14 protein-coding genes are annotated in these 20,415 nt (G+C 70.1%); 10 read left to right on the plus strand and 4 right to left on the minus strand.

The genetic code is table 11. The features are described from left to right. The first annotated feature begins 31 nt into the window (after window positions 1-31). From argF to ACFYYJ_RS04570, 3 genes are read left to right on the plus strand one after another with little or no spacing between them, the layout of a single operon-like run. A complete protein-coding gene (argF, locus tag ACFYYJ_RS04560) occupies window positions 32-1,033 on the plus strand; it encodes an ornithine carbamoyltransferase (protein WP_329096493.1) in 1,002 nt (333 codons plus the stop codon). Window positions 1,034-1,066: 33 nt separating this feature from the next. Then, window positions 1,067-2,020, plus strand: a complete 954-nt coding sequence (arcC, locus tag ACFYYJ_RS04565; RefSeq protein ID WP_389128401.1) for a carbamate kinase — start codon at window positions 1,067-1,069, stop codon at window positions 2,018-2,020. Beyond that, the gene (locus tag ACFYYJ_RS04570; RefSeq protein WP_389128404.1) at window positions 2,017-3,549 is read left to right on the plus strand and encodes a YfcC family protein; all 1,533 of its coding nucleotides are present in this window, start codon (window positions 2,017-2,019) and stop codon (window positions 3,547-3,549) included. Before arcC ends, ACFYYJ_RS04570 begins: the two co-directional genes overlap by 4 nt. Before the next feature lie 703 nt (window positions 3,550-4,252). Here the strand turns inward: ACFYYJ_RS04570 and ACFYYJ_RS04575 are convergent. The 3 genes from ACFYYJ_RS04575 to ACFYYJ_RS04585 all read right to left on the minus strand — a co-directional run bounded on the left by ACFYYJ_RS04575 (window position 4,253) and on the right by ACFYYJ_RS04585 (window position 7,061). Continuing rightward, window positions 4,253-5,185: a universal stress protein gene (locus tag ACFYYJ_RS04575; protein ID WP_389128407.1), complete on the minus strand. Its 933-nt coding sequence runs from the start codon at window positions 5,183-5,185 to the stop codon at window positions 4,253-4,255. Between the two features lie 86 nt (window positions 5,186-5,271). Beyond that, window positions 5,272-6,069 (minus strand): sigma 54 modulation/S30EA ribosomal C-terminal domain-containing protein, encoded by a 798-nt coding sequence (locus ACFYYJ_RS04580; RefSeq protein WP_389128410.1) that lies wholly within the window; start codon window positions 6,067-6,069, stop codon window positions 5,272-5,274. A 305-nt stretch (window positions 6,070-6,374) separates the two neighbouring features. After that, window positions 6,375-7,061, minus strand: a complete 687-nt coding sequence (locus ACFYYJ_RS04585) for a CBS domain-containing protein (protein ID WP_389128413.1) — start codon at window positions 7,059-7,061, stop codon at window positions 6,375-6,377. 343 nt (window positions 7,062-7,404) lie between these two features. Here ACFYYJ_RS04585 and gap point away from each other — a divergent pair, with 343 nt between their 5' ends. The 7 genes from gap (at window position 7,405) to pflA (ending at window position 19,497) form a co-directional block, all read left to right on the plus strand. Beyond that, on the plus strand, window positions 7,405-8,433 hold the full coding sequence (gap, locus tag ACFYYJ_RS04590; protein ID WP_389128415.1) for a type I glyceraldehyde-3-phosphate dehydrogenase: 1,029 nt from the start codon (window positions 7,405-7,407) through the stop codon (window positions 8,431-8,433). A gap of 232 nt (window positions 8,434-8,665) precedes the next feature. Then, window positions 8,666-11,323 carry a bifunctional acetaldehyde-CoA/alcohol dehydrogenase gene (adhE, locus tag ACFYYJ_RS04595; protein ID WP_389128417.1) on the plus strand — a complete coding sequence of 886 codons (2,658 nt, stop codon included), beginning with the start codon at window positions 8,666-8,668 and terminating at the stop codon, window positions 11,321-11,323. 187 nt (window positions 11,324-11,510) lie between these two features. Then, entirely contained in the window at window positions 11,511-12,221 is a 711-nt protein-coding gene (locus ACFYYJ_RS04600) for a response regulator transcription factor (RefSeq protein ID WP_202203253.1), read from the plus strand. A gap of 345 nt (window positions 12,222-12,566) precedes the next feature. Then, entirely contained in the window at window positions 12,567-13,439 is an 873-nt protein-coding gene (locus ACFYYJ_RS04605) for a universal stress protein (RefSeq protein ID WP_389128420.1), read from the plus strand. 82 nt (window positions 13,440-13,521) lie between these two features. Then, entirely contained in the window at window positions 13,522-16,224 is a 2,703-nt protein-coding gene (gene ppdK, locus ACFYYJ_RS04610) for a pyruvate, phosphate dikinase (RefSeq protein WP_389128422.1), read from the plus strand. A gap of 277 nt (window positions 16,225-16,501) precedes the next feature. Next, window positions 16,502-18,772, plus strand: a complete 2,271-nt coding sequence (gene pflB / locus ACFYYJ_RS04615; RefSeq protein WP_389128423.1) for a formate C-acetyltransferase — start codon at window positions 16,502-16,504, stop codon at window positions 18,770-18,772. Then, a complete protein-coding gene (gene pflA / locus ACFYYJ_RS04620) occupies window positions 18,769-19,497 on the plus strand; it encodes a pyruvate formate-lyase-activating protein (RefSeq protein ID WP_389128425.1) in 729 nt (242 codons plus the stop codon). The genes pflB and pflA overlap by 4 nt, the downstream gene beginning before the upstream one ends. A 195-nt stretch (window positions 19,498-19,692) precedes the next feature. On the opposite strand, the gene ACFYYJ_RS04625 is transcribed toward pflA, so the two are convergent. Beyond that, window positions 19,693-19,995: a hypothetical protein gene (locus tag ACFYYJ_RS04625; RefSeq protein WP_389128427.1), complete on the minus strand. Its 303-nt coding sequence runs from the start codon at window positions 19,993-19,995 to the stop codon at window positions 19,693-19,695. Window positions 19,996-20,415 lie beyond the last annotated feature (420 nt).

The following is a 20,415-nucleotide window of genomic DNA, read 5'->3' on the forward strand; positions in this document are numbered from 1 at the left end:
CACACACCCCGTACACATCGAGGAGCCCGCCATGCACGACGACCTGCACCAGCGCCCGTTCGTCAAGGAACTCGACTTCACTCCCGAGGAGTTCCGCCACCTGCTGGAACTCTCCGCCTCCATCAAGACGGCCCGCCGCGAGGGACGCGAGGAGCAGCGGCTGCGCGGCAAGAACATCGCCGTCATCTTCGAGAAGACGTCGACGAGGACCCGATGCGCCTTCGAAGTGGCCGCGCACCAGCAGGGCGCGCACGTGACCTACCTCGACCCGGCCGGCTCCCAGCTCGGGCACAAGGAGTCCATCAAGGACACCGCACGCGTCCTCGGCCGCTACTACGACGGGATCGAATACCGGGGCAGCGACCAGCGCCTGGTGGAGGAGCTGGCCCAGCACGCCGGCGTTCCGGTCTGGAACGGCCTGACGGACCAGTGGCACCCCACCCAGTCGCTCGCCGACGTGCTCACCATGTGGGAGCACACCGACAAACCGCTGAACCAGGTGTCCTTCGCCTACCTGGGCGACGCCAGGAACAACGTCGGCAATTCCCTGCTGATCGTCGCGGCGATGCTCGGCATGGACGTACGCATGGTCGGCCCGCGATCCCTGCACAACGCCTCCGACGTCGTCGACCACGCGCGGCGGGCGGCGGCCGTCAGCGGTGCGCGCATCACCCTGACCGAGGACGTGACCGAAGGCGTGGCCGGCGTCGACTTCGTCTACACCGACGTATGGCTCTCCATGGGAGAGCCGCCGGAGATGTGGGACGAGCGCATAGCCCTGCTCAAGCCGTACCAGGTGACAGCGAAGACCCTGGAGGCGACGGGCAACCCGGCGGTCAAGTTCATGCACTGCCTTCCGGCCTTCCACAACAGCGACACCACCGTCGGCGCCAAGATCGCTGCGCGGACCGGCATGACCGCGCTGGAGGTCACCGACGAGGTGTTCGAGTCCTCGCACTCCATCGTGTTCGACCAGGCCGAGAACCGGCTCCACACCATCAAGGCCGTCCTGGTCGCCACCCTCGGCGACTGAACCGGTATCCCCTCGACCTCCGGAGAACACGTCATGCGTGTAGTCGTCGCATTGGGCGGCAACGCCCTGCTCCGCCGCGAGGAGCGGCCGGACGCCGCCGTGCAGCTCGCCAATGTCCGCGCCGCTGTGTCCGCGCTCGCTCCCCTCGCGCACGAGCACGAACTCGTCATCACCCACGGCAACGGACCTCAGGTCGGCGTGCTCGCTCTCCAGAGCGCCGCCGACCGCTCCCTGAGCAGCCCCTACCCCTTCGACGTCCTCGGCGCGGAGACCCAGGGCATGATCGGCTACTGGCTGCTCCAGTCCCTGCAGAACGCCCTGCCCGAACGGCAGGTCTGCGCCCTGCTCAACCAGACCCTCGTCTCCGCGGCCGACCCCGCCTTCACCGACCCGGCCAAATTCGTGGGCCCGGTCTACGACCGGACCGACGCGGAGCGACTGGCCGCCGAACGCGGCTGGACGGTCAAGCAGGACGGCGCCCACTGGCGACGCGTCGTACCGTCCCCCCGTCCACAACGCGTCGTGGAGACCCGGCTCATCCGGCTGCTGCTCAACTCGGGAGCGGTGGCCGTGTGCGCAGGAGGCGGCGGCGTACCGGTGATCCGAGACGAACAGGGGCAGCTGACCGGCGTCGAAGCCGTGGTGGACAAGGACCTCACCGCCGCCCTCCTGGCCGAGGCGCTCGACGCCGACGCGCTCCTGCTCCTCACGGACGTTCCCCACGTCTCGCTCGGCTACGGCACCCCCGGCGCCGAGCCCGTCGGACGGACCACACCCGCGGCCCTGAGAGCCCAGCAGTTCCCCGCCGGATCCATGGGACCCAAGGTCGACGCCGTGTGCCGGTTCGTCGAGCTCACCGGCGGAATGGCGGCCATCGGCGCTCTCGAAGACGCCCGAGCCATCCTCGACGGAGCCGCCGGCACCGTCGTCACACCCAGCGGCAGCTTTCGCGAAGCCCGCCACGACGGAACACAGGACCTGACATGACTCTGCAGAGCGCACCCGCATCCCCACAGCCGGCCAGAGCCAGAACGGACTCCGGCGCGCCCGGGGCCCCACGGCGGCGGCTTCGGTTCCCGTCCGCCTTCACCGTCCTGTTCGTCGTCACCGTCGCAGTCTGGGCCCTGACGTTCGTCATCCCCGCCGGCCGCTACGACACCAAGGACGGCAGCCCCGTACCGGGCACCTACCACTCCGTAGAACTGACCACCGGATTCTGGGAGCGGCTCAAAGACCTGTTCCTCGCCCCGGTCAACGGTCTGTACGGCGTCACCGATGCCGGGACCGGCCTCACCGCACCTGGCGGCACCGGCTCCTTCGCGGGCGCGGCCGGCGTGTTCCTCTTCATACTGGCCGTGGGCGCGTTCATCACCGTCACGATGCGCACCGGGGCACTCACGACGGGAGTGGCGCGCCTCGCGCAGCGTCTGCACCACCGCAGGACCCTGCTGCTGGTGGTCCTGCTGACGGTGTTCTCCCTCGGCGGGACCACGTACGGCATGGCCGAGGAAACCCTCGGCTTCTACGGGCTGATGATCCCCCTGATGCTGAGCCTGGGCTACGACCGCATGGTCGCCGCGACGGTCGTCATGGTGGGAGCCGGGGTCGGCACCCTCGCCTCGACCGTCAACCCCTTTGCCACCGGAGTGGCTTCCGACAGCGCCGGCATCGGCACGGGAGACGGCATCGTCCTGCGACTGGTGATGTGGGTCTGCCTGACGGCCCTGGCAGCCGCTTACGTCGTGCGCTACGCCCGCCGCGTCACCGAGGACCCCTCCCGGTCGCTGACACCCCTCACCGAGGACGACCTCCGCATCAAGGCCGAGGGTGGCGAAGCGGCGAAGCTCACGAGTCGCCAGCGCATGGTCCTGTGCCTCTTCGCGACCACGTTCCTCTTCATGATCTTCGCCGTCGTCCCCTGGTCCGATCTGCACGTCACCTTCCTGCCCACCCTCGGCTGGTACTTCCCCGAACTCGCCGCCCTGTTCATCGTCGCGGCGGTCGCAGTCGGGCTGGTCGGCGGCCTGGGCGAGAAGGGCACGGTGAACGCCGTCACCGCCGGCGCAGGGGACTTCATCGGAGCGGCGTTGATCGTCATGCTGGCCCGCGGAGTCACGGTGATCATGAACAACGCCAGTGTCACCGACACCATCCTCGACGTCCTGCGGAGCGCGGTGGCCGACACCTCCTCCGGCGTGTTCGCCGTCCTGATGTTCCTGGTGAACCTCCCGCTGGCCTTCTTCGTCCCCTCCTCGTCCGGCCACGCGGCACTCGCCATGCCCATCCTCGCCCCCCTGGCCGACTTCGCCGGAGTGAGCCGGGCGTTGGTGGTGACCGCGTACCAGTCGGCTTCCGGATGGGTGAACCTCGTTACGCCCACCTCGGCCGTCGTCATGGGAGGCCTCGCCCTTGCCAAGGTCCGCTATGACCGGTACCTGCGCTTCATGGCACCACTGATGGGTGCTCTGCTGGTGGCCGTCGCCGGATTCCTCGCACTCGGTGCGGCAGTGCGCTGAATCGCTACGGGGCAGGCAAGTGGCCGGCTGGTCGGGACACCGACCAGCCGGCCACCGTCGTGTGCCCGGCACGAGGCGGACCTGTGGGCTCCGCCGGACGGCGCCGACAGGGCCCTGGGCGCTCCTCTGAGCCGCGACCGTGAGCTCGAGCAGGGCATGGTGTCCGTGGCCGCTCAAGGTGGTGGGGCCTCATGCCCGGACTGCCGGCCATCGGAGCGACTGCACGGGCGCGATTCCCGTCCTCGCTGTGGACCGGCAGTGCGACAGCGCCGACCGGCCACCGGTGGGGCGCTCGCCCCACCGGATGGCCGTCTCGCTGCGGCTGCTGATGCGGATATGCTCGCGGCGTCGGGCGGCCACCCATCGGGGCTGGCAGGCCTGAGAGTTGCGTCGGCGGCAGGCGGGCGGGCAAGGCCTGCACGGACGCTTTGGTCGAGGTGGTGGGGACGCGCGGGGACTGCCGCAACGGTCCTTCCCGGCCGGCCTGTGGACCCGGACCGACCGCCCCATCGCGCCCCTCGCCGCAGTGGCTTCCGTCTTTTCCACCCGGTACGACAAGCAACGCACCGACCACTGCGGTCGCAGCACACCAGGAGCCCTCGTCGCGCAGCTGCGCGACGAGGGCTCCTGGTGTCAAGGGGCGACGGCGTCCGTCGGGGGACCGCAGCCGGGGTGTATCCGTCCTTGGTGAGGCTCGCGACGATCAGAGATGAGGGACGACCGCCACGGGCGTCGTGGCGTGGTGCAGCACTGCGTGGGTGACCGGGCCGATGTGTGCTCCGACCGCCGCCCGGCGTATGCGCCGTCCGACGACCAGCAGCGAGGCTTCCTTCGACGCTTCCACGAGGTGGCCTGCGGGCCGTCCCACCAGGCACTGCTCCTTGACCTCGACCTGGGGGAACTTGCCGCGCCACGACCGCAGTACGTCGGTGAGTGCGCTCGCCTCGCGCAGTCCCAGCGCGACGCCGTGGCCGGGGTCGGCCGCCGCAGGGTCGTACCCCTCGACCACCGGTACGCTCCAGCCGTGCACGACCCGCAGGGTGGCCGCTCGGGCAGCGGCGGCTTCGAAGGCGTACGCGAGCAGCTCGTCGCACGGCCTGGAGAGGTCGAGGCCGAGCACCACGTCGAGGCACTGCCCCTTGCGGTCCCCGTGGTCGCCCGTCCCGGGGAGCGGTTCACACTCGGCCCGTTCCCCGGCCCGTACGGCGACGACCGGACGCTCGGCGTGCGCGATGACGGGCAGGGACACCGATCCGGTCAGGAAGCCGGCCAGGCCACCCAGCCCTCGTGAACCCACGACCAGGACTTCCGCCTTCTCCGCGGCGGACAGCAACACCTCCGTGGGGCGGCCGTGCACCTGCTCGACGCTGATCTCCAGGCCGGGGTACGCCGCCCGCAGCCGGTCGGACGCGTCCTGGGTGACCTGCTCGGCGTAGTGCTGTGCGGCGGTCGCCCCCTCGCAGGGCGTGGTGTCCAGGCCGGTGAACGGGGCGTGGGTGAAGGTCCGTGACCAGTCCTGCCAGACGTGCAGGAGGTGCAGGGGCAGACGGCGCATCTGTGCCTCGTGGGCGGCCCAGTCCGCAGCGGCCAGCGACTCGGCCGAGCCGTCCACGGCGGCGATGACGGTACGTGACATGATTCCTCCGGGTGAGGGGTCTTCGGGTGGTTTGCGGCACTGGTCCGGGGACCGGCGGCCGGGCGTGCGGCGTCGCCCGGAACGTGTTACCGGGACGGAGTGATCAGCCCGTAATGGCCGTCGTAGCGGTGGTAGAGGACGCAACCCCGGCCGGTGGCCGTGTCGTTGAAGAAGACGAAGGGCAGCCCGGTGAGGTGCAACCGTGAAACGGCCTCGGTCACACTGCTCGTCGGCACGGGAACCGTGCTCACGCCGAGTAGACCGTCGACCTCCCGTTCCTGACCCAGAGGTCCCAGGGAAGCCATGCGATGCCGCCCGGTACGGACGTCGCGGTAGACGACGCTGTCGCGCCCGGAGGCCAGGTCCGTGAAGAGCCAGAAGTCGTGGTCCATGGCCTCCAGGTCGATCACGGCGTCCTCAGGCGTCTGGTGGACCAGGCTGAAGGACTTGTGCCGCACGATCCGGCGCTCTTCGGCGGGAACGTGATGCCGGTGCGGACGGTGGTCGTGCCCTGCGCCGTCCCGCGATGTCCGGCTGGGCGTGCCGTTGCGGTGGGGGCCGCCCGCCGCATACCGCCGTGGCCGGGTGAGCCGGGCAGCCAGGCGCTCCTGCAGGAGGTCGACCGCTTCGAACATGCTGTTCGCGGCCACGTGGGCGCGAACCATCCGGCCGTTGACGTCCACCACGGCCTGAGCCGTGGCCGGGCGGTTTGCCGAAGTGTTGACGGCTTGCGTGAGCTTCACCCGCACGGTCAGCACGGGTCCGCGCACGTGGCCGATCACCGCGAGCATCTTTCCCTGGGCGTACACGTCCGCGCCATCGGGCACCTGCCCTCGGTTGCGGACCTGGACGTCGGCTGTCCGGCTGGTCTTGAGACCGCTCATGGGAACTCCTCCTCGATCCCTTCCAGCCTGTCTGCCGGCGGCCGCTCCCGGGCAGAGCCGTCCGGACCCCGCCACGGAGCCACTGGTACCGACACCACCAGAGAAACCGGGACTTCCGGTCGGCCGGGCAAGGCCGTTCGGCCTACAGACCCAGAGACGGGTAAGTCGACGAGCCCCGGGCTGATATCGCGTGACGTGCCGGACCGGCAGCACGGCTCGGGTCGGCGGCTCCGGGTCGCCGCGACCGGCCGCGGTGACTGCGGCCGCTCAACCGACGGAAGAGCCCGTGGTGTCCCGCCCTGTTGTCAGTGATCGCTCTCGCGGCCGGCTGTCAGCCGGTTCACCACACCCACCACACCGTCCACGCGCCACGTGACCCTGATCAACGCCGCTGTATCGAGGGCAGGTTCGGATGAACCCGCCATGGTGACCATCCCGTCGCGAACGTCGATGCGGAGCCCGTCGATGCGGTGGGCGGCAGGCGCCCGGCCGGAGACGGCATCGGCGACGTCCGAGAGGATCTCCTCGTCCGTCCTCAGGAAGACGCGCAGCAGATCACGTCGCGTGGTGATGCCGATCAGACGGTCCTCCTCGTCCACCACCGGCAACCGGTCGACGTGGCGACGTTCCATGATGCGCGCGGCGTCGGCGACGCGCTGTTCGGGATGCACGGTTACAGCCGGGCTGGTCATCAGCTCGCCTGCCGCCAGGGCGGGTCCCGCGACGGAGTGGGCGTCGGCCGGTCGCCGTGGTGTGAGCGCCATCCGATGCCGCCCGGAGTCGTGCCGGCCGAGACAGCCCTGTTGCCTGGCAAGGTCTTTCCGTGAGACGACGCCCATGACCTTGTCGTCGTCATCCACCACCGGCAGCCCGCCGATCCGGTGGGCGATGAACATGCGAGCCAGTTCTTCGAAGGAGGTGTCCGGGCGGGCCTGGACCACCTCGCTGGTCATGACTTGGCCCACCGTCCGTTCTTCGACCATGGTGCTCATCTCCACTCGTCTCGCAGGTTTCCGCATACCGCCGATGGCACCACGACCTCTGACTGCCCGCCGACCGCTGTGCTCAGCGCGCAGGGGCCGGGAAGCCCCGGGTTCGTCTGCTCCTCATGCTTGCCGTTGCCTCCAGAGTGGGGCGGAGGACGGCCGGGGAACAGAACCGGTCAGGACCCGCACGCCGGGCCGTTCGGCCCGTGACAGGCCGGGCCGGGCGGGGCCCGCCGGGGAGAGGGCCCAACGGCCCTGGCGTGCACCCCGTTCGACCCCTGCCCGCGGCGCTACATGCCCCCCAGGCTGGCACCACTCGCATCGGCACCCAACGGAAGGGGCGGCGGAGATGACCGTACGCATCGGAATCAACGGCTTCGGACGCATCGGCCGGAACTACCTGCGCTGCGTCATGGAACGCGCGGAGACGAGCAACGGCACCCCCATCGAGGTGGTGGCCGTCAACGACCTCACCTCCCCGGCTGCGCTGGCCCATCTGCTCACCTACGACTCCACCTACGGCCGACTCCACCGCACCGTTGATCACGACGGCGAATCCATTACGGTGGACGGTCACCGCATCGCGGTCACGTCCCGGCGCGACCCCGCCGACCTCGGGTGGGACGCGCTCGGCGTGGACGTCGTCATCGAGGCCACCGGACGCTTCCGCACCAAGGAGGAAGCGGGCCGGCACCTGACGGCAGGAGCACGCAAGGTGCTGCTGTCCGTCCCCGGCAAGGGCGTCGACGCCACCATCGTCATGGGCGTCAACGAGTCCGCGTACGACCCGCGCGTCGACCACGTGATCTCCAACGCGTCCTGCACCACCAACTGCGTGGCCCCCATGATGAAAGTCCTCAGCGAGCGCTTCGGCATCGTCAAGGGACTGATGACCACCATCCACGGCTACACCAACGACCAGGTCGTGCTCGACGGCCCGCACAAGGACCTGCGCCGCGGCCGCACGGCCGCAGTGAACATCATCCCGACCAGCACCGGCGCCGCCCGCGCCGTCGGCCTGGTGCTCCCCGAACTCGCCGGCACCCTGGACGGCATCGCCGTGCGCGTGCCGGTCGAGGACGGCTCGCTGACCGACCTCAGCCTGGTACTGGCACGGCAGGTGTCCGCACAGGACGTCAACGACGCTTTCCGGGAAGCCGCCGAGGGACCGCTGAAGGGCGTCCTGAGGGTGAGCGATGCCCCTATCGTCTCGCGCGACATCGTCGGCGACCCCGCCTCGTGCATCGTGGACGCCCCGCTGACGCAGACCAACGGCGACCTGGTCAAGGTCTTCGGCTGGTACGACAACGAGTGGGGCTACACGAACCGTCTCGTCGACCTGACCCAGTACGTCGCCACGCTGCTCGACGCCCGGTGAGCCGGCGGCAGCCCGGGCGGCGGACGCCGTAGAGGCACGGAAGGCCCGGTGGTGGCGCAAGCCTCTGCGCTGCCACAGATGCCGGAGACCATCGGGCCCCGTCGAGGGACCTTCGGGACCTCCGCCGAGGACCCGTCCCGGGCAAGGCTGTAGGTGACAGGACGGAACGGGTGGCCACCCCGGTGGCCGGCCACGTGTGGCCACAGCGCCACCCACACCCAGGGAGCTTTCCATGACACAGGCGACCAGCGACCCCCGCACCACCACCGACGGCACCCCGTCGGACACGCTCATCGCCGTGAACCTATTGGTCGACAACGCCTCCAAGGCGCTCGCCGACTTCGAGTCCTTCACGCAGGAGCAGGTCGACCACATCGTCGCCAAGGCCTCGGTGGCCGCCCTGGATCAGCACACCGCCCTGGCCCGCTCGGCGGTGGAGGAGACCGGGCGGGGTGTCTTCGAGGACAAGGCGGCGAAGAACATGTTCGCCTGCGAGCACGTCACCCACAGCATGTCCCGGGCGAGGACGGTCGGCGTCATCGGCCGCGACGACATCGAGGGCATCATCGAGATCGCCGAACCCGTAGGTGTGCTCTGCGCGGTCACGCCCGTCACCAACCCGACGTCCACCACCATCTTCAAGGCGTTGCTGGCGCTGAAGACACGCAACCCCGTCGTATTCGCCTTCCACCCCTCCGCGCAGGCATGCAGCACCGAAGCCGCACGCATCGTGCGGGACGCCGCCGTCGCCGCCGGAGCGCCCGAGCACTGCGTGCAGTGGATCGAGGCTCCCTCGATCGAGGCCACGAGCCTCCTCATGCGACACCCAGGCGTCGCTCTGATCCTGGCGACCGGCGGCAACGCCATGGTCAAGGCCGCCTACTCGGCCGGCAAGCCCGCCGTCGGCGTCGGCGCCGGCAACGTGCCCGCCTACGTGCACCACAGCGCGGACCTGCGCCGGGCGGTCAACGACCTCGTCCTGTCCAAGTCCTTCGACAACGGCATGATCTGCGCGTCGGAGCAGGCGGTCATCCTGGACACCGACGTGTACGACGAGGCGCTCGCCGAATTCCGGCGCCTGCACGCGTACGTCGCCACGGCCGACGAGAAGCGGAAGCTGGAGACCTACCTCTTTCCGCCCGACCCGGCCGGCCGGCAGGGCCGCGTCAACCCGGCAGCCGTCGGACAGAGCCCCGACCGGATCGCCGAGCAGGCCGGGTTCACCGTACCCGCGGACACCTCGCTCATCCTGGCCGAGGCGAGCCACGTCGGGCCCGACGAGCCGCTGACGCGGGAGAAGCTCTGCCCCGTCCTCACCGTGCTGCGGGCCGGGTCCACCGAGGAGGGCTTCGACCTCGCGGCCGACATGGTCGACTTCCACGGGCAAGGACACAGCGCGGTGATCCACACCGGGGACCCGGCCCTCGCCGAGCGCTACGGCCGTCGTATGAAAACCGTACGGATCATCGTCAACTCGCCTTCCTCGCAAGGAGCGATCGGCGGCATCTACAACCGTCTGGTCCCGTCCCTCACCCTGGGCTGCGGTTCCTGGGGCAGTACTTCGGTCTCGGACAACGTCTCGGCCGCCCAGCTGCTCAACATCAAGCGCGTCACCACCCGGCAGAACAACATGCAGTGGTTCAAGGTGCCGCCGAAGATCTACTTCGAGCCCCAGGCCATCCGCTACCTCGCGGCAATGCCCGACGTCCACCGCGTCACCGTGGTCACCGACGCGACCATGACCAGGCTCGGTTACGTGGAGCGCGTCAGCCGTGTCCTGCAACAGCGGCAGCAACCCGTGACCATCCAGGTCATCGACGACGTCGAGCCGGAGCCGAGCATCGACTCCGTACAGCGTGGCGCCGCCCTCATGCGCGACTTCCGGCCGGACACCATCATCGCCCTGGGCGGCGGATCCCCCATGGACGCGGCGAAGGTGATGTGGCTGCTGTACGAACAGCCGGACGTCGACTTCGCCGACATGCGGCAGAAGTTCTCCGACATCCGTAAGCGCGCCTTCCGCTTCCCCGTGCTCGGCAAGCAGGCCCGCCTCGTCTGCGTTCCCACCACCTCGGGAACCGGCGCCGAGGTCACCCCCTTCGCCGTGATCTCCGACCCTACGACCGGCAAGAAGTACCCGCTGGCCGACTACGCCCTGACCCCCAGCGTCGCGATCATCGATCCCGTCCTGACCAACGACCTGCCGGCGTCGCTCGCGGCCGACAGCGGCTTCGACGCCCTCACCCATGCCACCGAGGCGTACGTCTCCGTCTATGCCAACGACTTCACCGACGGTCTGGCGCTGCACGCCATCAGGCTGGTCTTCGACCACCTCGAGGCGGCGGTCACCGGCGAGTCGGCACGGCGGAGCGTGGCACGGGAGAGGATGCACAACGCGGGCACCATCGCCGGCATGGCCTTCGGCAACGCCTTCCTCGGCATCGTCCACGCCATGTCCCACACCCTGGGCGCCACCTTCCACATCGCCCACGGGCGGACCAACGCGATCCTCCTGCCGCACGTGATCCGCTACAACGGCACCGTTCCCGGCAAGCTGACGGGATGGCCCAAGTACGAGAGCTACCGCGCGCCCGAGAGGTTCCAGGACATCGCCCGTGCCCTGGGGCTCCCCGCATCCACCCCCGCCGAGGGCGTGGCCTCGTACGCCGCCGCGGTGGAACGCCTGCGGGACGCCGTGGGCATCGAACCGTCCTTCCGCGCCCTGGGACTTGACGAGGCCGCCTTCATCGGCGCGCTGCCGCAGCAGGCACTGAACGCCTATGAGGACCAGTGCGCCCCGGCCAACCCGCGCATGCCGATGCTGGACGACATGGAGGACATCATGCGCGCGGCCTACTATGCCGGGCCGCGGCCCCTTCCCTCCTTCTGACCGCGCGTAGGGCGGCGGCCCCTCTGCGGGCGGGCCGCCGAGACCGTGTGGACCCGGGGTCCAGGGCAGCCATCTGGGGCGCGGCCGCGCATGAGGGCCATCCGGCCCTGGCCTAAGGTCCCGCTCGCACGGCACGATGCAGTGGATCCGCCGGCGGGCGGAAGACTCGGCGAACTCGGAGTGTGCGATGACGGACAGCAGCGGCGGCCTCACCGGGAAGGAACCGGTCAGGGTCTTCCTCCTCGACGATCACGAGGTCGTGCGCCGCGGTGTGCACGATCTGCTGGACGCCGAGCCGGACCTGACCGTGGTAGGGGAGGCGGGCACGGTCGAGCAGGCGCTCGTCCGTGTGCCCGCGCTGCGCCCGCAGGTCGCCGTCCTGGATGTGCGCCTGCCGGACGGGGACGGCGTGAGTGTCTGCCGGGAGCTGCGCTCCCGCATGCCCGACCTCGCCTGCCTGATGCTGACGTCATTCGACGACGAGGAGGCGCTGCTCGACGCGATCATGGCCGGCGCGTCCGGATACGTGCTCAAGCAGATCACCGGAACCGACCTGGTGAACGCCGTGCGGACGGTCGCCTCCGGCCAGTCCATGCTGGACCCCGGCGCTACGGCGCGGGTGATGGCCCGGCTGCGCGGCGGACCTCAGCAGGAGGAGCTTCCACAGGGTCTGCCCGGCCTTACGGAGCGCGAGCGTGAGATCCTCGCTCTTGTCGGGGAAGGGCTGACCAATCGTGAGATCGGTCAGCGGCTCTACCTGGCGGAGAAGACGGTCAAGAACAACATCTCCCGGCTACTCGCCAAACTGGGCGTCGAACGGCGAGTGCAGGCCGCCGTCATCGCCACGCAGGCTCTGGCCGCCCAGGGAGACCAGAGCGGGCGGCTCGGCAAGGTGTGACGGCTGTGCCGGGATCTGAGCGCAGGTTCACGCGCCCGCGAAACGGCTGAGCGGCCCGGCCCGGCGTCCTTCTCGGACGTCGGGCCGGGCCGCTTCCGCATGTCTGCCGGAGAGGCCGGCCGGGGCCGTCGCCGAAGCGGGGCGGGGCCGTCAGGCGTGCGACACGACAGCTACGGGGCAGCGGGCGTGGTGCCAGAACCGGATGAGCGACCGACCGCTCGGCGGTGTGCGCTCGTGTGGGGCCTACAGGACCCGCAGCAGGGACCTGTGGCCCCTCGGCGGGCGGGTCGTGGGCAGGCCACCGTGGAGATGCAAGGCCTTCCCCGTTCTCCCGAGGAGCCGTTCATGTCCCGCACCGTCACCGTCGGCTTCGACGGATCCCGTGAGAGCCTCGCCGCCGTGGACTGGGCTGCCGGGGAGGCAGTGCGCCGCGCGGCGCCGCTCCGGATTCTCCAGGTCTGGAGCAAGGACGACGATCCGCGTACGCGCCTGGTGGCCCCGGCGACCGCTCAGGCGTGGGGTGAGCGGACGCTCGGTACGGCGGGGAGGCGACTGCGCCGACGCCACCCGGGTCTGCGGACCGAGACGCAATGGGTCTGCGGTGACCCGGTGGAGGAGCTGTGTGCCGCCGCGGTCGAGGCGGAGCTGTTGGTGCTCGGCTCCCGTGGCCTGGGCAGGCCGGCCGGCTTCCTCGCCGGGTCCGTGTCGCCGGCTGTGCTCGCCCGGACCCGGTGCCCCCTCGCCTTGGTCCGACCGCACAACCGTCCGGCTGCCGGGAAGGACGGGCCGGCCGGAGAGGTCGTGGTCGGCCTGGACGTGTCCGCACCCGGCGACGAGGTGCTCGCCTTCGGGTTCGCGGCGGCCGCCCGGTACGGCTGCGGTCTGCGGGTACTGCACACCTGGGCCGTTCCGGCGCTCTACGGAGCCGACATGGGCGCCGCCCTGCAACTGATGTGGGCGGAGGTCGCGCAGGACGCGCGCCGGGCGCTCGACGAGGCGCTGGCCCCGTGGACGGAGAAGTACCCCGGTGTGTCCGTCGTCCGTGAATGCCGCCAGGGCCGGCCTGCGCAGGACCTCGCGGAAGCCTCGCGAGCGGCCCGGCTGGTCGTGGTGGGTCGCCGGAACCGGCGTGCGCGGATCGGCACGCACATCGGGGCCGTCACCCACGCAGTCATCCACCACTCCCTGGCTCCCGTCGCGGTCGTGCCGCACGACTGACCGACCGAACCGGCCGCTACCGTGCGGCATGCCGCCCCGCTTCCCGGGACCCGACATCCACCGAAGAGACAGGCGAGCAGCCATGACCACCTATGTGTACGACTTCTCCGAGGGCGGCCGGGACATGGCCGGTCTCCTGGGAGGCAAGGGAGCGAACCTCGCGGAGATGGCGCGCATGGGCCTGCCCGTGCCGCCCGGCTTCACCGTCACCACCGAAGCCTGCCGGATCTTCCTCGCCACGGGGCAGGCTCCGGACGGCCTCGACCGGCAGATCGGCGAGCATCTCGCGGCGCTGGAACGAGCCGCCGGGAAGCGGCTCGGCCAGGTGGACGACCCGCTCCTGCTCTCCGTCCGCTCGGGGGCGAGGTTCTCGATGCCGGGCATGATGGAGACCATCCTCGACATCGGGCTGAACGATCTCTCGGTCCTGGGCCTGGCCAAGATCCCCGAGCGCGAACGCTTCGCCTGGGACTCCTACCGGCGCCTCGTGCAGATGTTCGGCAGTACGGTCATGGGCGTCGACGGCTCCCACTTCGAGGCGGCGCTCGCCGCCGTCAAGCAGCAACACAGCCGGGGCGACGACACGCAGTTGGACACCTGCGACCTCATTCGGATCGTCGAGACCTTCAAGGACCTGATCCACGAGCGGACCGGGGAGGAATTCCCGCAGGATCCGGCCGAGCAACTCCGGCGGGCGGTACTCGCCGTCTTCACCTCTTGGAACGGCGACCGCGCACGCCTGTACCGCCGGCGCGAGCACATCCCGGACGATCTGGGCACCGCGGTCAACATCCAGACCATGGTCTTCGGCAATCTCGGTCCGGACTCAGGCAGCGGCGTCGCCTTCACCCGGGATCCGGCAACCGGCCGACCGGGCGTCTACGGCGACTACCTTCCCAACGCCCAAGGGGAAGACGTCGTCGCCGGCATCCGCAACACCGTGCCCCTCCAGGACTTGGCCGGTCTCGACCCTGCGTCGTTCGCGCGGCTGCGCGGCTACATGGACCGGCTGGAGGCCCACTACCGCGATCTGTGCGACATCGAGTTCACCATCGAACGCGGCACACTGTGGATGCTCCAGACCCGCGTCGGCAAGCGCACGGCCCAGGCCGCCTTCGCCATCGCCTCCCAGCTCGCCGACGAAGGACTGATCAGCGAGCGGGAGGCGCTGGGCCGGGTCGGCGGCGAGGCACTCGCACGGCTGATGTTCCCCCGCTTCGCCACCACGGACTCGAGCGAGGTCATCGCGCGGGGCGTGCCCGCCTCACCGGGCGCGGCCGTGGGAGCCGTCGTGTTCGACTCCGCGGAAGCGGTCCGCAGGGCGGCCGCCGGCGAGAAGGTCGTTCTCGTACGTCAGGAGACGACGCCCGACGACCTGCCGGGCATGGTCGCCGCCCAGGCGGTGCTCACCAGCCGGGGCGGGAAGACCAGCCACGCCGCGGTCGTCGCGCGCGGCATGGGCAAGGTGTGCGTGTGCGGGGCGGAGGGCATCGTCGTGGACACCCGGCAGCGGCGCTTCAGCGCCGGTGGCGTGACGGTCCCCGAAGGCTCGGTCGTCTCCGTCGACGGGTCGGAAGGCGTGGTGCGCCTCGGCTCCGTACCCCTGGTCGACTCCGACGTCATGCGGTATTTCGAGGAGGGAGGCGTGCTGCCGGCCGACGGCACGGCCCGGCAGCCGGTGCGTGATGTGCACCGGCTCATGCGGCAGGCGGACGCCGTGCGGGGCCTGGAGGTCAGGGCGAACGCGGACACCCCCGAGGACGCGGCCCGCGCCCGTCGCTTCGGTGCCCAGGGGATCGGCCTGTGCCGTACCGAGCACATGTTCCTCGGCGACCGGCGCCCCCTGGTCGAGGCGATGATCCTCGCGCACGGCGGCACCGAACGAGAGGCGGCACTTGCGGCGCTGCTGCCGCTCCAGAGGCAGGACTTCATCGGCATCCTCGAAGCGATGGACGGCCTGCCGGTCACCGTCCGGTTGCTCGACCCGCCACTTCACGAGTTCCTGCCGGACCGCACGGAACTCGCCGTCCGTCTCGCACGCGGCGAAGCGCTCGGAACACCGGCCGATCCGCACGACAGCGAACTCCTGGCGGCCGTCACGCGCATGCACGAGGAGAACCCGATGCTCGGCCTGCGCGGCGTGCGCCTGGGGCTGGTGGTACCGGGGCTGGTGGCCATGCAGGTACGGGCCCTGGCCGAAGCAGTCGTGGCGCGCAGGCGTGCGGGCGGCGACCCTCGGGCGGAGATCATGGTCCCGCTGGTGGACGCGGTCGAGGAGCTCCACCTCGTAAGGGAGGAAGTGGACCGGGTCCTGGCAGAGGTTTCGCTGGAGACCGGCGTCGACGTCACCTGCCCGGTCGGAACCATGATCGAACTGCCCAGGGCGGCTCTCACCGCCGGCCGGATCGCGAAGGAGGCGGCGTTCTTCTCCTTCGGCACGAACGACCTGACACAGACCACCTGGGGATTCTCCCGCGACGACGTCGAAGCCGCGTTCTTCTCCGCGTACCTCGACAAGGGCGTCTTCACCGTCTCCCCGTTCGAGACGATCGACCGTGAAGGCGTCGGCCGGCTGGTGCGGATCGCGGTCGAGGAAGGCCGGGCAGCTCGCCCGGACCTGAAGATCGGCGTGTGCGGGGAACACGGAGGGGACCCCGCTTCGGTCCACTTCTTCCACGGGGCCGGCCTGGACTACGTCTCCTGCTCGCCCTTCCGCGTCCCGATCGCCCGCCTTGAGGCCGGCCGGGCAGCCCTGGAAGCGAACGGCACCGACGCGAGCGCATAGCCCCCGCACCGTGCTGCCCGGGGGCGCGGAGAGCCGCGTCGTCATGGACCCGTACCCGCCGCGGCTGCCGGGTAGGGCTCGTGACGCTCTGCGGGAGGGCCCATGGTCCCTCGCCCCGACGGGACCACAGGCCCTCTCCGCCCCGCTCACCGGGGCCGGTCAGCGGGATCCGCCTTGCCTCTTCGACCCTGGCCGGCGACACAGCCGGCGGGAACCATCAGCAGTGAGAAAGGGCGATCGCCCACCTCGCCTCCGCCCCGGCCCAGGAGATGACGACATGACCGTGACCGTCCAGCACTCTGCCGACCCCGGCCCCCTCGTCACCCGGTCGTGGCGTGGTTTCACCGGCGAGGAGTGGCAACGACACATCGATGTCCGTTCCTTCATCCAGGCCAACTACACGCCCTACGAGGGCGATGCCGCATTCCTCGCCGGTCCCACGGAGCGCACCCGCACCGTGTGGAAGACCGTCACCGCGCTCTTCCCGGAGGAGCGCCGCAAGGGTGTGCTCGACGTGGACACCGCCATGCCGTCCACCATCACCTCCCACGCGCCCGGCTACATCGACCGCGACCTGGAACTGATCGTCGGATTGCAGACCGATGCTCCGCTGAAGCGGGCGGTCATGCCCAACGGCGGGCTGCGGATGGTGGACAACGCGCTGCGCGCGTACGGCTTCGAACCGGATCCGTTCGTCACCAAGGTCTTCGGCACGTACCGCAAGACCCACAACGACGGTGTCTTCGACGCCTACACCCCCGAAATGCTGGGTGCCCGCAGGGCCGGCATCATCACCGGCCTGCCAGACGCCTACGGGCGAGGCCGCATCATCGGCGACTACCGCCGCGTCGCGCTGTACGGAACCGCCCGGCTGATCGAGGCCAAGCGAGCCGAGCGGACCCGGCTGGACGAGACACCGTCCACGGCCGACGTGATCCGCGACCGCGAGGAACTGGCCGAGCAGATCAGGGCACTGGGCGAGCTGGAACGGATGGCCGTCTCCTACGGCTGCGACGTGTCCCGTCCCGCAGCCACCGCGCACGAGGCCATCCAATGGCTCTACTTCGGCTTCCTCGCCGCCGTGAAGGAGCAGAACGGCGCGGCGATGTCACTGGGCCGCACCTCCACCTTCCTGGACGTCTACCTCCAGCGTGACCTCGACGAAGGGAAAATCGACGAGGGCCGCGCCCAGGAACTCATCGACGACTTCGTGATCAAGCTGCGGATCGTGCGGTTCCTGCGCACACCGGAGTACGACGCGCTGTTCTCCGGCGACCCCACCTGGGTCACCGAGTCCATCGGCGGCATCGGAGAGGACGGCCGTTCCCTGGTCACCCGCACGTCCTTCCGCCTTCTCCAGACCCTGTACAACCTCGGCCCCGCCCCCGAGCCCAACCTGACCGTGCTGTGGTCCCCCCTGCTGCCGGCGGGCTTCAAGCAGTTCTGCGCCCAGACATCCGTCGACACCAGCTCCATCCAGTACGAGTCCGACGACCTCCTTCGCCCCCGCACCGGCGACGACACCGCGATCGCCTGCTGCGTCTCCGCGATGGCGGTGGGCAAGCAGATGCAATTCTTCGGTGCCCGTGTGAATCTGGCCAAGGCGCTGCTGTACGCCATCAACGGCGGCCGCGACGAGATGAACGGCGAGCAGGTCGCCCCGGCGACGGCCCCGCTGACCGGCGAGCAGCTCGACTACGCCGATGTGGCCGACGCGTACGACCGCACGCTGGACTGGCTCGCCGCGACCTACGTCAACGCGCTCAACGTGATCCACTACATGCACGACAAGTACGCTTACGAGCGCATCGAGATGGCCCTGCACGACCACCCGGTGCATCGGACGATGGCCTGTGGCATCGCTGGGCTGTCCGTGGCGGCCGACAGCCTCTCGGCCATCAAGCATGCCCGTGTCAGGGTCATTCGGGATGCCACCGGGCTCGCCGTCGACTACCACGTCGCGGGCGACTACCCGACCTACGGCAACGACGACGACCGCGCCGACCGCATCGCGGTCGACCTGGTCCGCTCCTTCATGGCCAAGGTGCGCCGCCACCCGGCCTACCGGGGGGCCGAGCACACACAGTCGGTGCTCACCATCACCTCCAACGTCGTCTACGGCAAGCACACCGGCAACACCCCCGACGGCCGCCGTGCGGGTACGCCTTTCGCCCCGGGCGCAAACCCGATGAACGGACGTGACCGACACGGGATGGCGGCATCGGCGCTGTCGGTCGCGAAGATCCCATATGACCAGGCCCGCGACGGCATCTCCCTGACGTCCACCATCACACCGGAGGGCCTGGGGCACGATCCGGCCGAACGTGCGGAACACCTCGTCGGAATCCTCGACGCCTACACCGCCGCAGGCGGTTTCCACATGAACGTCAACGTCCTCGACCGAGCCACCCTCGAGGACGCCATGGAACACCCGGACAACTACCCCGACCTGACCATCCGCGTCTCCGGCTACGCCGTCAACTTCGTCCGCCTCACGCGCGAACAGCAACTCGACGTCATCAACCGCACCTTCCACGGTGCGCGATGACCACGGGCCGCATCCACTCCTGGGACCTGTCCACCGGCGTGGACGGGCCCGGCACCCGGTTCGTTCTCTTCCTCAGTGGCTGTCAGCTGCGCTGCCTGTACTGCGCCAACCCCGACACCTGGCACATGCGCGACGGGCAGCCGGTCACCGTGGACGAAGTGGTGGGGCGCATTGAGCGGTACCGGCAGTTCACCACCTTGGCCGGTGGAGGCGTGACGCTGACCGGAGGGGAGCCTCTGCTCCAGTCCGCCTTCACCGCCGAGGTGTTCCGACGCTGCAAGGAGCTCGGCCTGCACACCGCACTGGACACCTCCGGTGCCCTCGGCACTCGCGCCGACGACGCGCTCCTGGCCGATACCGACCTGGTCCTGCTCGACATCAAGTCCTTCGACGCCGGCGTCTACCGGCGCCTGACCGGCGGCCACCTTGCACCCACCCTCAACTTCGCCACCCGGCTGAACCGTCTCGGCGTCCCGACCTGGATCCGCTACGTCCTGGTCCCCGACTGGACCGACGATCCGGCTGCCATCGATGGGCTGGGCCGCGTCCTCGCGGAACTGGACAACGTCGACCGCGTCGACGTCCTGCCTTTCCACAAACTCGGAACCCACAAGTACGACTCGCTCGGCATCCCCTTCCCGCTCCGCGACAATCCGGTTCCGGACGCCGCACTGGTCGAGCGCGTTCGCGACCAGTTCCGGGCGCACGGCTTGCGGGCACACTGAACCAGCCGGATGCGCGCCACATGAGACGCCTCTTCCGGGCCCGTGACCATCAACTTCTCCTTGCAGCCGCCTCCACGCTACGAGGAAGGTCATGCGCACCGAACGCCGAGTGTGGGGCGCAGCCCGGGTACACCGATGGCCGGCAACCCTGTTCGGGTGCAGACCCTGTGCCGAGCTGAGACGACAGGCGCCGTTCTAGCTGCCGGACCCGTGCGGTAAGGCGCTTGTTGGCCTCCAGCGCGTTCGCGAGGTTGGTTTGGACGTCCGGCTCACCGCCGCCATCCGCCCATCTTCCGTGGGTGCGCTGGCAGCGACGTGGACGCGTTCGAGCAAGTTGGGATGGCCGTAGAGGAATGTCCGGTCGAGTTGAGCCGTGCGGGCGAGGCTGGAGATGGTGATGTCCCCGCCGGACTTCACCGCGGCGTCGATGGCCTTCAGGACGCGTTCGCGGCGGCGGGCAGAGTCGGCCCGCTTCCCGTCGATCACGGGGTTGGCCATCCGCTAGGCCTTTCAGGGCGGAGACCTTCGGGCGGTCTGATCCTGGGCAGGTCGCGGGAGACGACGCGGCGGGTGCGGCGGCAGCCGACGACGGGGCCGGTCTGCTCGACCGGCACGTCCCCCTCGACCCAGACCAAGCCGCGCGGCGGCTCGGCGTCCGCACGGTCGATTGAGCCAGGTCGTCAAGCTCGGTTTCGTCTCGCCGGAGGGCTCGGTGGAGGTAGGCCTCACCGGGACCGATCGCAGACTGGACCGCGTACATGTCCGTCGTCCGCGAGGCGGCCGTGCCCCTGGCCGCGCTCCGAGAAGGCACGGTCAGCCCGGTCTCCGGCGTGCTGCCGAGTTGGTCGGGCGTCGGGTTTTGGGTGGGTCGTCTTGGAGCATGGGCAGCAAGACGTCCTGGAGATCGGCCGCCGGGAG

This window comes from Streptomyces sp. NPDC002467 (assembly GCF_042889825.1).
Lineage (GTDB): Bacteria > Actinomycetota > Actinomycetes > Streptomycetales > Streptomycetaceae > Streptomyces.

Coding starts and splice junctions, on each gene's coding strand:
- argF (WP_329096493.1), top strand. CDS start 32: ATGCACGACGACCTGCACCAGCGCCCGTTCGTCAAGGAACTCGACTTC.
- gap (WP_389128415.1), top strand. CDS start 7,405: ATGACCGTACGCATCGGAATCAACGGCTTCGGACGCATCGGCCGGAAC.
- ACFYYJ_RS04625 (WP_389128427.1), bottom strand. CDS start 19,995: ATGGCCAACCCCGTGATCGACGGGAAGCGGGCCGACTCTGCCCGCCGC.
- ACFYYJ_RS04605 (WP_389128420.1), top strand. CDS start 12,567: ATGTCCCGCACCGTCACCGTCGGCTTCGACGGATCCCGTGAGAGCCTC.
- ACFYYJ_RS04580 (WP_389128410.1), bottom strand. CDS start 6,069: ATGAGCGGTCTCAAGACCAGCCGGACAGCCGACGTCCAGGTCCGCAAC.
- ACFYYJ_RS04570 (WP_389128404.1), top strand. CDS start 2,017: ATGACTCTGCAGAGCGCACCCGCATCCCCACAGCCGGCCAGAGCCAGA.
- adhE (WP_389128417.1), top strand. CDS start 8,666: ATGACACAGGCGACCAGCGACCCCCGCACCACCACCGACGGCACCCCG.
- pflA (WP_389128425.1), top strand. CDS start 18,769: ATGACCACGGGCCGCATCCACTCCTGGGACCTGTCCACCGGCGTGGAC.
- pflB (WP_389128423.1), top strand. CDS start 16,502: ATGACCGTGACCGTCCAGCACTCTGCCGACCCCGGCCCCCTCGTCACC.
- arcC (WP_389128401.1), top strand. CDS start 1,067: ATGCGTGTAGTCGTCGCATTGGGCGGCAACGCCCTGCTCCGCCGCGAG.
- ppdK (WP_389128422.1), top strand. CDS start 13,522: ATGACCACCTATGTGTACGACTTCTCCGAGGGCGGCCGGGACATGGCC.
- ACFYYJ_RS04575 (WP_389128407.1), bottom strand. CDS start 5,185: ATGTCACGTACCGTCATCGCCGCCGTGGACGGCTCGGCCGAGTCGCTG.
- ACFYYJ_RS04585 (WP_389128413.1), bottom strand. CDS start 7,061: ATGAGCACCATGGTCGAAGAACGGACGGTGGGCCAAGTCATGACCAGC.
- ACFYYJ_RS04600 (WP_202203253.1), top strand. CDS start 11,511: ATGACGGACAGCAGCGGCGGCCTCACCGGGAAGGAACCGGTCAGGGTC.